General features: G+C 34.3%; 15 protein-coding genes. 6 read left to right on the plus strand and 9 right to left on the minus strand.

Features of this window, described 5'->3' with window-relative positions; genetic code table 11:
• Positions 1–4: 4 nt before the first annotated feature.
• The 6 genes from I7822_RS03270 to I7822_RS03295 all read right to left on the minus strand — a co-directional run bounded on the left by I7822_RS03270 (position 5) and on the right by I7822_RS03295 (position 7,574).
• Positions 5–943 carry an ABC transporter permease gene (locus I7822_RS03270; protein WP_207975350.1) on the minus strand — a complete coding sequence of 313 codons (939 nt, stop codon included), beginning with the start codon at positions 941–943 and terminating at the stop codon, positions 5–7.
• Position 944: 1 nt separating this feature from the next.
• A complete protein-coding gene (locus I7822_RS03275) occupies positions 945–2,417 on the minus strand; it encodes a sugar ABC transporter ATP-binding protein (protein WP_207975620.1) in 1,473 nt (490 codons plus the stop codon).
• Positions 2,418–2,816: 399 nt separating this feature from the next.
• Entirely contained in the window at positions 2,817–4,307 is a 1,491-nt protein-coding gene (gene glpK / locus I7822_RS03280; protein ID WP_307847671.1) for a glycerol kinase GlpK, read from the minus strand.
• 13 nt (positions 4,308–4,320) lie between these two features.
• Entirely contained in the window at positions 4,321–5,289 is a 969-nt protein-coding gene (locus I7822_RS03285) for a transketolase family protein (protein WP_207975351.1), read from the minus strand.
• Positions 5,286–6,116, minus strand: coding sequence for a transketolase (locus tag I7822_RS03290; RefSeq protein ID WP_207975352.1), 831 nt, complete (start codon positions 6,114–6,116; stop codon positions 5,286–5,288). The genes I7822_RS03285 and I7822_RS03290 overlap by 4 nt, the downstream gene beginning before the upstream one ends.
• A 21-nt stretch (positions 6,117–6,137) precedes the next feature.
• Positions 6,138–7,574 (minus strand): L-fucose/L-arabinose isomerase family protein, encoded by a 1,437-nt coding sequence (locus I7822_RS03295; RefSeq protein ID WP_207975353.1) that lies wholly within the window; start codon positions 7,572–7,574, stop codon positions 6,138–6,140.
• 538 nt (positions 7,575–8,112) lie between these two features.
• Here I7822_RS03295 and I7822_RS03300 point away from each other — a divergent pair.
• Complete coding sequence (locus tag I7822_RS03300) at positions 8,113–9,147, plus strand: LacI family DNA-binding transcriptional regulator (RefSeq protein ID WP_207975354.1); 1,035 nt, start codon at positions 8,113–8,115, stop codon at positions 9,145–9,147.
• 175 nt (positions 9,148–9,322) lie between these two features.
• Here the strand turns inward: I7822_RS03300 and I7822_RS03305 are convergent, their stop codons facing one another.
• Positions 9,323–9,493, minus strand: a complete 171-nt coding sequence (locus tag I7822_RS03305) for a hypothetical protein (RefSeq protein ID WP_207975355.1) — start codon at positions 9,491–9,493, stop codon at positions 9,323–9,325.
• Positions 9,494–9,513: 20 nt separating this feature from the next.
• Positions 9,514–9,711, minus strand: coding sequence for a DUF2187 family protein (locus I7822_RS03310; RefSeq protein WP_207975356.1), 198 nt, complete (start codon positions 9,709–9,711; stop codon positions 9,514–9,516).
• A 265-nt stretch (positions 9,712–9,976) separates the two neighbouring features.
• Here I7822_RS03310 and I7822_RS03315 point away from each other — a divergent pair, with 265 nt between their 5' ends.
• Entirely contained in the window at positions 9,977–10,624 is a 648-nt protein-coding gene (locus I7822_RS03315; RefSeq protein WP_207975357.1) for a TetR/AcrR family transcriptional regulator, read from the plus strand.
• A 68-nt stretch (positions 10,625–10,692) separates the two neighbouring features.
• Complete coding sequence (locus tag I7822_RS03320) at positions 10,693–11,400, plus strand: GTP pyrophosphokinase (protein ID WP_372442100.1); 708 nt, start codon at positions 10,693–10,695, stop codon at positions 11,398–11,400.
• A 72-nt stretch (positions 11,401–11,472) separates the two neighbouring features.
• Here I7822_RS03320 and I7822_RS03325 read toward each other — a convergent pair whose 3' ends face one another.
• Complete coding sequence (locus tag I7822_RS03325; RefSeq protein WP_207975623.1) at positions 11,473–11,838, minus strand: winged helix-turn-helix transcriptional regulator; 366 nt, start codon at positions 11,836–11,838, stop codon at positions 11,473–11,475.
• Between the two features lie 140 nt (positions 11,839–11,978).
• Here I7822_RS03325 and hxlA point away from each other — a divergent pair, with 140 nt between their 5' ends.
• The 3 genes from hxlA (at position 11,979) to I7822_RS03340 (ending at position 14,373) form a co-directional block, all read left to right on the plus strand.
• A complete protein-coding gene (gene hxlA / locus I7822_RS03330) occupies positions 11,979–12,620 on the plus strand; it encodes a 3-hexulose-6-phosphate synthase (protein ID WP_207975358.1) in 642 nt (213 codons plus the stop codon).
• 17 nt (positions 12,621–12,637) lie between these two features.
• Positions 12,638–13,195, plus strand: a complete 558-nt coding sequence (gene hxlB / locus I7822_RS03335; protein ID WP_207975359.1) for a 6-phospho-3-hexuloisomerase — start codon at positions 12,638–12,640, stop codon at positions 13,193–13,195.
• A 236-nt stretch (positions 13,196–13,431) separates the two neighbouring features.
• A complete protein-coding gene (locus tag I7822_RS03340; RefSeq protein WP_207975360.1) occupies positions 13,432–14,373 on the plus strand; it encodes a LysM peptidoglycan-binding domain-containing protein in 942 nt (313 codons plus the stop codon).
• Positions 14,374–14,480: the final 107 nt, after the last annotated feature.

A 14,480-nucleotide genomic window follows, 5' to 3' on the forward strand; every position in this document is an offset into this window, starting at 1 on the left:
TAATTTATCTAGAACTCTTGCGATCCAAAATAATCGCAAATAGTATAACTAGCCCTTTTATAAATTGCTGGTAGAATGCAGAGACCCCAATAATATTTAACCCATTATTCAAGACTCCAATTATTAGAATTCCGATAAAAGTTCCAAATAACCTTCCTCTTCCACCTGCTAAACTAGTACCTCCTATTACAACAGCTGCTATTGCATCTAATTCAAATCCCGTACCTGCTGTAGGTTGGGAAGAACTTAAACGTGATGTCAAAATGACACCTGCTAATGCAGACATTGCACCACTTATGACATAAACAAGAGTTTTTATTCTATTCGTTGGAAGTGAAGATAGTCGAGCCACTTCTTCGTTACCTCCGATCGCATAGACTCCGCGGCCAAAAACTGTATTTTGTAAAAGAATTAATAATAGAATATAGAAAAATATAAGTACAAACATAGGAAACGGTATGCCCAAAATACTACCTTGACTAAAGAAATCTAAAACAGGGGCATTTTTTGTTATTCCCATCGCTGGAATTCCATCAGATATAATCATGGTCAAGCCACTAAACATTGTCATAGTTGCTAAAGTAACAATAAATGCTTGGAGTTTTAATTTAGAAATTAAAATCCCATTAAAACACCCTAGTAGAGCACCAATTATTAAAACAGTCGGTATAGCTACAATATCCGGAATACCTGCAACTACCATCAACCCTAGCAACATTCCTGATAACCCCAAAATCGCACCAACCGATAAATCTATCCCACCAGTGAGAATAACAAATGTCATTCCAAATGCAATTAGTCCATTTATTGAAACCTGACGAAAAATGTTTAATATATTATACATTGTTAAAAATTTAGAGTTTATAAGGGATACGATAATGATTAAGACAAATAGAACAATTAATGTACCGTATTTTCTATAAACACTTTCAAATTTATTCATTCTATATCCCTCCTACTGTCGCATATTCCATTATTTTTTCCTGGGTGGCCTCTTTTCGATCAATAATCTTCACTAGTTTTTTCTCATGCATAACCCCCACCCTGTCACAAATCCCCAATATTTCTGGTAATTCACTAGAAACAATGATGATCGCAACTCCCTCTTGTTTCAATTGATTAATAATTTCATAGATTTCTTTCTTAGCACCTACGTCGACTCCCCTTGTTGGTTCATCAAGAATTAATATTTTCGGTTTTGTTATTAACCATTTGGCAATGACGATTTTCTGTTGATTTCCTCCACTTAATTTACCAACTGAAATTGATTGACTAGCTGTTCGAACATTCAGCTTCTTAATATATTCGTCAACAACCTTAGTAATTTCCCCATCCTTTATAAGTTTCTTTTTCGTAAACGAAAGAAGTGATGGCAATACAGTATTATCTCGTACAGAAAAATCTAAGACTAAACCTTCATTTTTTCTGTCCTCTGTTATAAAACCAATTCCTAATTTTTTTGCCACGATAGGTGAGGTAATCTTTACTTCTTTCCCATCGATTGAGATCTTCCCAGAGTCTGCATTTGTACTACCGAAAATTGCGTGCATGACATCTGTTCGCCCTGATCCCATCAAACCTGAGAAACCAAGAATTTCACCTTTTCTAACGTCAAAATTAACATTTTCAAATCTTCCTTTTTTTGTGAGATTTTGCACAGAGAGTGAAACCTCACCAGGTTCTCTTTCAATTCTAGGAAAACGCTCATCTAAGTCATAACCAACCATCATGCTTACAATTTCATCAAAGGAAGTTTCACTAATTTTTTTCTGTCCAATAAATTTACCATCACGCATTATTGTTATTTCATCACACAATTCAAATATTTCTTCCATCCGGTGAGATATGTAAATGAACGATACGCCTTTGTCTCTTAAATTTCTTGTAATACTGAACAGCAAGTCTATTTCTTTAGAGGTTAGAGCAGCTGTTGGCTCATCCATGATGATTAGTTCTGCATCCATTAATAATGCTTTCGCTATTTCGACTAGCTGTTGATTCCCCACTGAAATGTCTTTAACTAATGTATTAGGATCAATATCTAATCCTAATAATTGGAGTTTCCCTTTTGCTAGGTTAATCATTGACTTTTTATTTATTAGTCCAAACTTGTTCTTATGTTCTTTTCCTAGAAACATATTATCTACAATACTCATTTCATTTAATACATTTAATTCCTGATGAATAAAGGCAATTTTCTTATTCTCACTATCTTTAATACTGCTAATCTCTTGTTCTTCCCCGTTAATCAAAATTTTCCCATTATCTTTTGAATAAACACCTGTAAGTATTTTCATTAATGTAGATTTCCCCGCCCCATTTTCCCCCATGAGTGCGTGAATTTCTTTTTCTTTAACTGTTATTCCAGCATTATTTAATACTTGAACATCCCCAAAGCTTTTATTAATTTTACTCATACTAAGTATCACTGTAACACCTCCAAATCTATTAATTATCTAAACATCTCACTTCGTATACGCTTTCATTTCTTGTGTAATACAAATCAAAAATTCTTGGGGAATATATTTTTTCGCTTACTTCTATAAAAGTTTATTTAATCGTTATGAAAATATAACTAAATTATTTTATAAAAGACCTTAGAAAAAAATCTGAAAATTATAAATCATTTCAATAAATCCCTTGTTATTTACCGCAATACAACAATAAATTATTTTAAGAGATTATATCGTAGTCATTTTTCCTGTATGAATAATCTAAACTTATTCACAAAACAATAACACCTAAAACATAGACATTTAAGCGCTATTGTTTTTGATTACTATAAACTATTAAATTCTCACACGAGTAATGATTGATCATTTGACTAGAACACTATTAACCGTTCGCTTCCACCCTTGATACCATTCGTTTCTTAAATCGATTGCTATCATAGGTTCGAATAACTCATTCTCCAGATTCAATTTCCTTATTTCATCAAGAGAATTCCAGATTCCGATACCTAATCCTGCTAGATAAACTGAACCCATTGAAGATAATTCAGATACATTAGAAGCAATCACATTGGCACCTAGCATATCTGCCTGAAACTGCATGAGAAAGCTGTTTGCTGTTGCTCCTCCATCAACTTTTAACTCTTTTATGTTAATAGAGGATTCTGTTTCCATTAGTTCAATGGCATCTTTAACCTGGTATGCGATGCTTTCTACAGCTGCGCGCACAATATGTGCTTTTCCTGTATTTCTGCTCATCCCCATAATGGCAGCGCGTGCATACGAGTTCCAGTAAGGTGCACCTAAGCCAACAAACGCCGGTATAAAATAAACTCCTTGATTATCTGAAAGAGAACGAACAAATGTCTCAACTTCACTTAGGTCCGTTATTAATTCTAGTTCTTCTATCAACCATTTGATGGTATCACCTGTACTATGAATAATGCCCTCAAGTGCATAGCTAACTTCTCCGTTTATTCCCCATGCAATTGATGTAACTAATCCATTTTCTGCACGGACCATTTCACCAGTGTGCATTAATACAGAAGTACCTGTTCCATATGTTGCTTTAGCCATTCCCTTTTCAAAACACTTTTGACCAAATAGAGCACCTTGAGAATCCCCAATTACTCCTGAAATAGGTAGCTTGGATAATAGAATCTCTTTATCTTCAGTTTCACCAAAAATGTCATTAGAATCCTTTACTTCTGGTAACATAGACTTTGGAATAGTAAACAATTCAAGTAATTCATGGTCCCATTCAAGAGAATGAATATTAAACAAAAGTGTTCTACTTGCATTTGTATAGTCTGTAGCATGGACTTTACCACCTGTTAATTTCCAGATAAGCCAGCTATCGATCGTACCAAGTAAAAGCTTACCGTCCCCCGCTCTTTCTTTTACACCATCTATATTATCCATGATCCATTTGACCTTTGAAGCCGAAAAATATGGATCAAGAGTTAAACCTGTTTTCGACTTAATTTTTGATTCATATCCATATTCTTTCAGTTGCTTGCACATATCTGATGTTCGTCTGCATTGCCAAACGATTGCATTATGAACAGGAAGTCCTGTTTCTTTATCCCATACGACAATAGTTTCTCGCTGATTTGTAATCGCTAAAACCTTTAATTCAATTGTAGAAATTGCTGCAGACTCAACAATCCCATTTATTAAAAATTTCACATTTTCATAGATTTCAATAGGATCATGCTCTACCCAGCCAGGCTGTGGATAATATTGCTTATGACTTGCTGATTTTTTATGTGTGATCGTGCCATTGGAATCAACTAGCAGAGCCTTTGTTCCTGATGTACTTTGATCAATAGCAAGAATATAGTCTGTTGTCATCATTTCCACACCTCTATTAGTTAGCAGCTAACAGTTGTCCCGCTACTTTTTTCACATTTTCAACACTTAGTCCGTAATGGTCAAATACTTGACCTGTCGTTCCGGCAATTGCTGGTTCATCAGGGATACCAAGAATTTTCATTGGTACAGGATGATTTTGAGTTACAACTTCAGCTACTGCTGCACCTAAGCCACCATAAATACTATGTTCTTCAATTGTGATAATCTTACCGGTTTCCATTGCTGCTTTGATGATCGCTACCTCATCTAAAGGTTTGATCGTATGAATATTAATGACTCGACAATTAATCCCATCTTGCTCTAATGCTTCGGCAGTATCTAAAGCGATGCGAACCGTTTCACCGCTAGCAACTATAGTTAAATCGGTACCTTCTTTCATCGTGACGGCCTTTCCGATTTCAAATTCATAGTCATCTGAAAGATAGGAATCTTCGACTGGATTACGTCCAATTCGAACATAAACCGGTCGGTCATAGTCAACTAACGCTTCAATCATTTTTTTCGCTTCATGGCGATCTGCGGGCATCATGACATCTAAACCTGGAATGGCTCTAGTGACTGCTAAATCCTGTACAGAGTGATGTGACATTCCTAGTGCACCATAACTCACACCACCACTAACACCAATTAATTTTACATTTGTTTGGGAGTAGGCAACATCAACCTTAATTTGTTCAATACTTCTCATACTTAAGAAACATGCTGGTGAGGCAACAAATGGTTTTTTCCCAGCATGGGCTAGACCTGAAGCCATTCCCACAATGTTTTGTTCTGCAATTCCAACTTCAACAATTTGATCTGGTAGTTCTTTGCCGAATTGTACCATAGACGCAGATCCCCTAGAATCGCTTGTAAGAACTAATATATCTTTATCCTTTTTTCCTAACTCTAACAAAGTATCACTGATGACCTGTCGATTGGCTACCTTATTGGTACTAGTAGTTTTTAAAGCAACATTTCTCATACTAAAACCTCCAATTGTTGTGAAAGTTCTTCCATAGCTAAATCGTACTCTTCTTTCGTTGGAACACGATGATGCCATGCCCCTACATTTTCAGCAAATGAAATCCCTTTCCCTTTCACTGTGTTTGCAACGATCATTGTCGGCTTCCCCACCACTTTAGGCGTATTTGAGAATACTTCCACTAGTTGCTCTACATCATTACCATCTACTTCTACAACTTCCCAACCAAAGCTTCTCCACTTATCTCCCAGCGGTTCTAGTCCCATGACATCTTCCGTGCTACCTGTAATTTGTAATTTATTCCGATCAATGATGGCTACTAGATTATCAAGCTTGTATTGCGAGGCAGCCATGGCACCTTCCCATACAGAGCCTTCAGCTTGCTCTCCATCACCCATTAATGTGTATACTTTATAAGACTTTCCATCCAGTTTCGCTGCTAAAGCCATTCCAACAGCAATTGGTAGTCCATGACCTAAAGCACCCGTATTCATTTCTACACCTGGCACTTTATTATTTGGATGTCCTATTAATCTAGTTCCAAATTGAGAAAACGTTTTTAACTCTTCCTTAGGAAAAAAGCCTTTATCCGCTAATATTGCCCAATAGGATTCAACTGAATGTCCTTTACTTTGTACATAACGATCACGTTCATCCCAATTTGGGTTGTTTGGATCAATATTCATGATTTTATAGTATAAAACCGTTAGGATATCTGTATTTGATAACGAGCCACCGGTATGTCCTGTTTTTGCTTCATAGATCATTGTTAATAATTCCATTCGTATTTCAGCTGCTTTTCTTTTTAAAAAGGTGATTTCTGCCATGGGTAAACCCTCCTACTTTGATTATTTATTAAGATCGCTTCCTCGCAACCATGCTTTTATTTCTTCAACTGTTGGATCTACTGGATCTGGTGTTAAACCAGGAATATATTCACAAGCTTCAAAAAGAACTGGGATAACGTTCGCATGTATACCAACTGAATGGTGAATATATGGACCTTTCACTAACGTTTCTTCCCATAATGGCCAATCGTTTACTTCCACCCAGACGTATGAGCCTCTAGTAAACGGTCCTTCGATACCTTTTGCTTTGCCAAGGAATATTGAATATTCACCATGGTCTCCATCAAACCGAGCAAGTGTCATATCCCCACCTTTAATTTGTCCTTCATGAGTACCTGGCGAGTGATCATCAAATAAGAAATGTTTATTTAACTTCGGCTTTTCTTCAACACTTAACGACACTGGGAAGTTACCGCAATGGAATAATAATTCACCATTAGGATTTTCAGGATGTCTAATTGTAATATCTGCAAAGAAAGTAGGCTCTGTATTTAAGGTTGCTGCTTGAACCATGATCGATGTAATGGCACCATGAATATCTGTTTCACATGTGACAGGGATTTGCTCATCTGTTAAAATAGCATTTGCTAAACATGGCATAATTCCAATAATGTCTTGTAATGTAGACCAACATTGAATCGCTATCGCAGTACTTCTTGTATCTGTTGCCAATTGCTTCATGGCAACTTTTAATGACGCTATTCGACGAACATCATTTTCTGTGACTGCACTCCAATCAAGCTTTTCTTTAATGTAGTTCATCGCCTCATCTAATTCTGGACTATCCGTTTTTTCGATTTTTAATGTTGCTTTTTTCAACTCATCAAGCGTGATCGGGTGAATTTGAATTCCGAAGGTCTCTAACAATTCACCTTCATTACAGATAACTGACCAAAAATCGGATGGTCTTGTTGAAATTTGTAAGATTCGTAGATTCGTAAAGTGTTTTACGACATTTGCTGCACCTATAAAGTTCTTAAATCCTCTTTCAAAAATTGGGTCATCTACTCGACAATTTGTAATATAGGTGAACTTAACATTAAATCTTCTTAACACTTTACCTGTTGCAAAAATTCCACATTGTGTATCACGTAGACGCATTCCATCCTCTAGTGGTGCTTCATCTCTTGGTCCCCAAAGTAATACTGGCTTTCCAATTGCCTTAGCTATTCGTGCAACAACATCTTCTGTCCCAAAGTTACAATGAGGGAAGAACAATGCATCGACTTCAGCATCTCTAAATCGTTTAATAATGGCTGATTCTTCATGTCGCTCATGTAACAAACCTTCCTCGTTTATCCCTTCCAAATCAACGATATCAATATCCATTCCAAAGCTTTCCATCTTTTCTCTAATTAAATTTTTGTATTTTAATGCATCCTCTTTACTAAATGTAAACCTACGTGTTGGCGCATATCCTAGTTTTAACTTTTCCATTTCCCCAAACCTCCTGGTCATTTAAACAAACTATTATTCCGAATAGTAATCTGACAATCTTTCTAAATTTGTAATTTATTAAAAATCATTAATCGTGATACTGAAGGATCCTCATCACCTTTAAATTTAGTTTATTTTTTTCTAGTATTTAGCAAGATTGACTAAAATAAAGCGCATTCAAATATAATTAGGTGTTTATACACCACCATTTAGTCGTACACTTTATATTTATACTAAACTTATTTAGTGATTATTACTTCCTTGACTGTATAATAGCAACAATAAATTTATCAGTCAATATTTTATATAGAAAAATTTAGTTATATTTTAGTTGTTTTATAAATTCATTTAAGTAATATCATTCACTTTCATACTATGCATTTATATACATATCCTAATATACGGCTATTTATATTAGATTTTTTTTCGTCTATCGAACTAAACTACAACTAAATGAATTTTATTTATGATATAATTGATTTAATTTCGTTTATATAAATAAATAAAATAATTTTGTATAAGTAGGTGCAGTCATTTCATGAAAATAGATGATATCGCTAAACTCGCGAACGTTTCCAAATCTGCTGTCTCATTAGCGCTAAATGGAAAAAATGGAGTAAGTCAAGAAACACGTGAAAAAATTTTAAGAATAGCCCAGGAACATGGATATATCCCTCGCCCTATTGTTAAAGCAGACCAATATTTTCAATCAAATTCAAAACTATTAAGGTTTGTTGCCTGTACAAATGAAGGGATTGTTACCGAACAATATGAATCACTTCCGTTTTTTATGGAACTAATTAACAATATTGATAAACAAATTGGTTCTAGTGGTTACTCGCTTATGGTTTCATCGATCAATATCGAAAATCTTCAAGATGAAATATCTAGGCTTGAAAAAGAACAAAAATCTGCTGGTATCTTATTATTAGGTACGAACTTAACACCCGAACAAATTAAACTTGTCTCATCTATTCAGCCCAATTTGGTTGTATTAGATACTTGTTTTGAAACATTAGATGTTAACTTTGTTGTAATGAATAATGTTTATGGAGCATATCAGGCAGGTAAATATTTAGTCGAGTTAGGTCATGAAAATATTGGGTATGTGGAATCACAAACAAGAATGTATAATTTTGATATGAGGAAAAAGGGGTTTATACAAGCAATTACTGAGAGTGGTGTAAAAATAGCTGAAAAAAACTATTTTTCAGTAAACCCTACTGTAATTTCTTCTCAAGAAGAATTTAAAGATAAAATAAAAGATCGTCTTAATCACCTTCCAACTGCACTATTTTGCGAAGCCGATTACATGGCAATTAGTGTAATAAAATCATTAACTGAATTAGGCCTTAATGTTCCGAAGGATATCTCAATTATTGGTTTTGATAATATCTTTGAATCACAGGTTATCACCCCGGAACTTACTACAATACATGTAAAAAAAGATAAAATTGCTTTATTAGCAGTTGAAAAACTTATTAGAGAAATTGATAACAAGGAAGTTGAAAAGATAAAACTTTTTGTCGATACTGAGTTGATAATAAGAAAATCATGTAAGGCCACAAAGTAAACACAGGTAATTATCTCTTGATCAATAAGCAAAAATATAAAAGTGATTTTTCGTTTTTTACTTTCTCAAAACACTAATGCTAAATTCTATAATGTAAAATAGAAAAAGCGCAAGGTAAGGAGTACGCTCCATTACTTTGCGCTTTTTATTAGGAAATCAACCATATAAATATGTTTTATACTGATTTTACATTATCCCCATTTAATTTCCCCTCATTCGAAATGGGCAAAGTAATAACCTTTCCACCTATTTGGACATGAATCGTATCTTTAAAAATTGCTTTTACTATGCCTTTCAAAGAAATTGTTGAATCAACAGTGATTGGATGATTAGTTTCTGCTGTCATCTACTTTCACACCTTTCTAGCTAGTTTTTAATAAGTTGATAGTTTTTGTGGGAAACAACTGTTAGTGGTGTTTCAACATTTATTCCTTCTGCATCAGATTTGCTTATTGTTACGATGACACTTGCCTCTCTTACTTTAAAGACTTCACCGATTATAACCAATCCGTTGCGTTCAAAGAGGACTTTATCTCCTTCTTTAGCTAGATGATTAGTTGTCATTTTTACTTTACACTCCATTTTTATATTTAATTAAAACCAGTTTAATAAGAAATGAAATTTTAATGAAGGAAGTAGGAAAATACTAGTCTAGTAATAACTAACCACGATACTCTTTTTTTCCTCCATTTTTAAATATGTCCTATCCTTTTTATCGCTTTTATTGAATTATAGTTCAAGTATTACATCTCGATATTGCTGTGTCAATAAATATGAACCCAAGTTCACATTTTGGTTTTTTATGTTATGATAATGCTGAGGTGATACTATGTCAGAGCATGAAGATGAACAACTAGTTGGGGAATATCCTTCTTTACCAAAACAAAAACGATCCCAGCAAAAAAGAGATGCGTTACTTGAAAGTGGCCGTGCTTTGTTTATTGAGAAAGGATACGAGCAAACCAATGCTAAGGAGATCGCATCACATGCCGGGGTGGCAACAGGAACATTTTACAGATATTTCACAGATAAACGGCAACTTATGATGTCTCTTTTGGAGGATCAATTGGAAAAGCTGCTTCCACCTGAACCAAACTGGACTAATGTTGATCCAGAATCATTTTTTGCAACACTTTTAGAACAACATTACAAACGACTTAATCGACTAGGATTGCATCGAGTATTACCTGAATTATTGTTAAAGGATTCTCAATTAGCAGAAGTTGTAGCTGAGGCTAGAAATAAAATACATGCAAGAATTCTTATGAGTTTAAAGAATGCTAGAGAACAAGGAATTATATGGGATGATTTAGATTTGGATACAGTATCCTGGTCTATTATGGTGTTATCAGATAAAATCCCAGAAAAGATGACAGAATGTGGTAACCAAGTAGACTACTGTGAACTAGCTAAAGTGATATGCCGTTTGGTGTTTCCTCCAGACGTCTTACAACAGTTGAAATTGAACATAAAATAGACAAGCATACGATGAAAGGACTAGAGCTATTGAATACAGAGCATATTGATCTTAACGAGATAAAGAAAATGAAAGTTGAAATGACTAGGTTCATGATGGCCTATAAGTTTGCTTTAGATGAAATGAATACAAAAATTAATATTTTGAAGGATGAGTTTAATTATATTCACGATTATAATCCAATAGAACATATAAAATCCCGATTAAAATCACCTGAAAGTATTTTTAAAAAGGTTGTTAAAAAGGAATGTTCTTTTTCCTTCAACTCAATAAAAGAATCAATAAGAGACATTGCAGGAATTAGAATTTCTGTATCATTTATTTCGGATATATATGAGTTGAGTAAAATGCTTGAAAGCCAAAAGGATATTAGGGTAATTGAACGGAAGGACTATATTAAGAATCCTAAACCTAATGGATATCAAAGCCTTCACCTCATCTTAGAAATTCCAATATTTATGTCTGACCGTGAGGATTTGGTCTACGTAGAAGTCCAAATTCGGACAATTGCAATGGATTTTTGGGCAAGCTTAGAACATAAAATCTACTACAAATACAATAAGGAAGTACCAAATAGACTCGTACAAGAGCTAAAAGAAGCTGCTTTAACTGCCACTGCATTAGATAAAAAGATGGAGCGACTAAATAAAGAAATAACAGCTTATAAAGAAACAACAGCAGTTATTGAAAATGAAGAGATGCTGCTGAAAATAAATAAAGATCAGTTTTATCTCCCTATGAACTTAATAAAATCCTTTATTCAGAATAATAAATAATGTTGAATGCAAAAAAACGTAAAGCCAGGCCGCCCCTTGCTTTACGCTTTTTACTTTTAAAATTGACCGGCACTATTTAATCGCCTCATCGTTTATTTGTAGATGTTCAAAATATTTTGAACGATAATTTTTACCCCATTCATACATAGCTTCAAGAATTGGCATTAACGTTTGCCCTTGTTCTGTCAGAGAATACTCTACCTTTGGAGGAACAACAGGATAAACTTCACGATGTATGATAAAATCTTCCTCAAGTTCTCGTAATTGATTGACTAGCATTCTCTGGGTTATGCCAGGGATTAACGCTTTTAATTCACTAAAACGAAGTGTACCATCTTTCCCTAAATGCCACATAATTAACATCTTCCATTTACCGCCAATTACATTTAATGTCAATTCTTTTTCACAATTAAATATTTTTTCATCAAAACGACTCATAACCATCACCTCACCCCTTATTATAGCCCATAGTATACTTTTAGACACTATATGTATTTAAAGTGCGTACTATTATTCCTAATCATTTTAAATGATAATTGTAGCTAAGCACGAACTATAACACTTTAGGAGGAATTATTATGGAACTACAATTGGCATTGGATCTAGTAAATATTGAAGAAGCAAAACAAGTGGTACGCGAGGTTCAGGAACATATTGATATCGTGGAAATCGGTACTCCTGTTGTAATTAATGAAGGACTTAGAGCGGTAAAAGAAATCAAAGAAGCTTTCCCTTCGTTAACTGTTTTAGCAGATTTAAAAGTGATGGATGCTGGTGGATATGAAGTGATGAAAGCCTCTGAAGCAGGTGCAGGGATCGTTACTATTCTTGGAGCAACAGATGATGCAACGATTAAAGGTGCTGTAGAAGAAGGAAAGAAACAAGGAACAAAAATACTGGTCGATATGATCAATGTAAAAGATATTGAACAACGTGCTAAAGAAGTTGATGAACTAGGTGTAGACTATATTTGCGTTCATACTGGCTATGACCTTCAAGCAGCAGGTGAAAATTCATTTGAACAACTAAGAAAGATTAAACGTGTTGTCAAACATGCAAAAACAGCTGTTGCTGGTGGAATCAAATTAGAAACACTTCCAGAAGTGATTTCTGTTCAGCCAGACCTAGTTATCGTAGGTGGTGGAATTACTAGTCAAGAAGATAAAAAGGGCGTTGCTGCACAGATGCAGAAATTAGTGAAGCAAAAAGCACTTGTTTAAGGTTAGGTTATAAATTCATGGAAACATCTTACTATTTATCAAGAGTGATCGACGAGTTAAATCATTCAACCAATCAAATTTCAGATGCAGAGTCTGAAAGCTTAGTTAATATGATGACAACTTCATCAAAAGTCTTTGTTGCAGGTGCTGGTAGGTCAGGCCTTATAGCGAAATCCTTTGCTATGCGAATGATGCACATGGGGATCAACTCATATGTCATAGGCGAAACGGTTACTCCAAATGTTGAACAAAATGATTTGCTTCTAATTAGTTCAGGTTCTGGCGAAACGAAAAGTTTAGTTTCAATGGCTGAAAAAGCAAAAAGTCTTGGAGCTAAAGTAGCGATCGTTACAATTATACCTGAATCAACAATTGGCAAACTAGCAGATATAACTGTGAAGCTACCAGGTTCACCTAAAGATAAAGAAACAAGTCAATATAAGACAATACAGCCGATGGCATCTTTATTCGAACAAACATTGTTAGTATTCTATGATGCCCTAATCTTAAGATATATGGAGAAAAAGTCATTAAACTCTGACTCTATGTTTAGTAGGCACGCGAATTTAGAATAATTTTATTGAATTCTTCAAAATCTCGAGTAAAAAGAGACTTTTGGAGATTTTTTCTTTTTAAGAGAATCATTCATCCCAAGCGTAAAATGTTTCTTTTAAAGTTAGGCTTAACCATATGAAACTCATTTGTATGATCTTGCGTCTTATATAGTAATACGGAAACAAATCATAACCCTGCTATCTAAGTTAACACTTACTCCTTCCGTGTAAATCAACACAAATATTGGAGGATTATCATGAAGAACAATAAGTTTAAGCTGTTAAAAATTGCAGTTTTAACATTAGGTTTAGCTACTGCAGCTACTTTTGGACATACTCAAGCAGATGCCTCAACTATCTATGAAATTAAAAAGGGCGATACGTTATATAGTCTTGCTAAAGCAAGTCATCTATCAGTTTCACAATTCATGCTAGTAAATAATCTTACTTCTACAACCATTACGCTTGGCGAAAAGCTTATCATTCCAACTACGATTACAATTAAAAAAGGCGACACGTTATACAGCCTTGCAAAGAAATATGATACAACTGTCTCACAACTAAAACATATAAATCAGCTTACTTCTAATACGATCTACACTGGTGAAAAACTAATCATTCCTACAAATGTTATTGTTAAAAAAGGGGATACACTTTATCGCATTGCAAAGAATTACGGACTTACTGTTAGTGAGTTAAAGGAAATAAACAGTTTAACCTCAAACACTATTTTTATCGGCCAAAAACTGATCGTGGCTAAGAATGGAAAAATGGAGTCTGTTGATGAAAAATATGATGCTTCAAAAGTAAGCGTAGAAGTAACAGTTAAAGATGGCTTTACTTTTGACGCTGAAGAACCAAGAAGGTTCATTGTCCAATACACAAAAAATGATTCCTATTTTTCAAGAATTGAAGTATTAGATGCAAAAGCGAACATGGTTGATGTTAAGGAAAATTCAATTGCCTATTTAAAAGGAAACAAGATAACTGAATACTCAACTAAACGGATTAGTCACCCATTTTATCAAGATGCCGAATTTTTTCTCCATGGAACAAATAGCAAAACACAGACAAATATTGTCGTGAAAGAGATTGATGGAAAATTAATCAGGTTTACGATCCATTACTTGAACGAGGAAGCATCTGAAGGAATTACCCCATATATAATTGATATCTTGAATACGACAAAGGTAAAGTAAATTCATTTGCTGTCAACTAAAATTGACCGACCTACTCATATATCCACCCTAGATAAATCACAGAATATGAATGATCCATATTATATGAGCCTAAGCCTTGTTAAATC

The sequence above is a fragment of the Metabacillus bambusae genome (genome assembly GCF_017497975.1).
Taxonomy (GTDB): Bacteria; Bacillota; Bacilli; order Bacillales; family Bacillaceae; genus Metabacillus; species Metabacillus bambusae.